1 pseudogene is annotated in these 298 nt (G+C 66.8%); it reads right to left on the reverse strand.

Annotation, left to right across the window (positions count from 1 at the left end):
• Positions 1–298, reverse strand: a pseudogene (locus ACLQ24_RS30535) (hypothetical protein); the annotation flags it as partial.

Consider the following 298-nt stretch of genomic DNA (forward strand, 5'->3'; position numbering starts at 1 on the left):
CTTTGCTGGTGGACGTGGAGGGTGGGTGCTGGTGAGGTGGTGTGTCGCTGGCGTGTGGGGGTCGGGTTGAGGTGGTGGGGGGTATGGGGGGTAGGTGGTGGGTTGTGGTGGCGGGTCCGGCGGTGGGTGGCGCTAGCCGCGGCAGTTGGTCGCCAGGTGTGATCGATGGTGATCGTGGGTCGCCGGAGAGCGAGTCGGCTTCCTCGTCGCCAAAGAGCGAGTCGGCTTCCTCGTCGCCGGAGAGCGAGTCGTGCTCGTCGTAGAGGAAGCCGTCGTCGAGGAAGTCGTCGTCGATGTG

The sequence above is a fragment of the Micromonospora sp. DT4 genome (assembly GCF_049841675.1).
Classification (GTDB): Bacteria; Actinomycetota; Actinomycetes; order Mycobacteriales; family Micromonosporaceae; genus Micromonospora.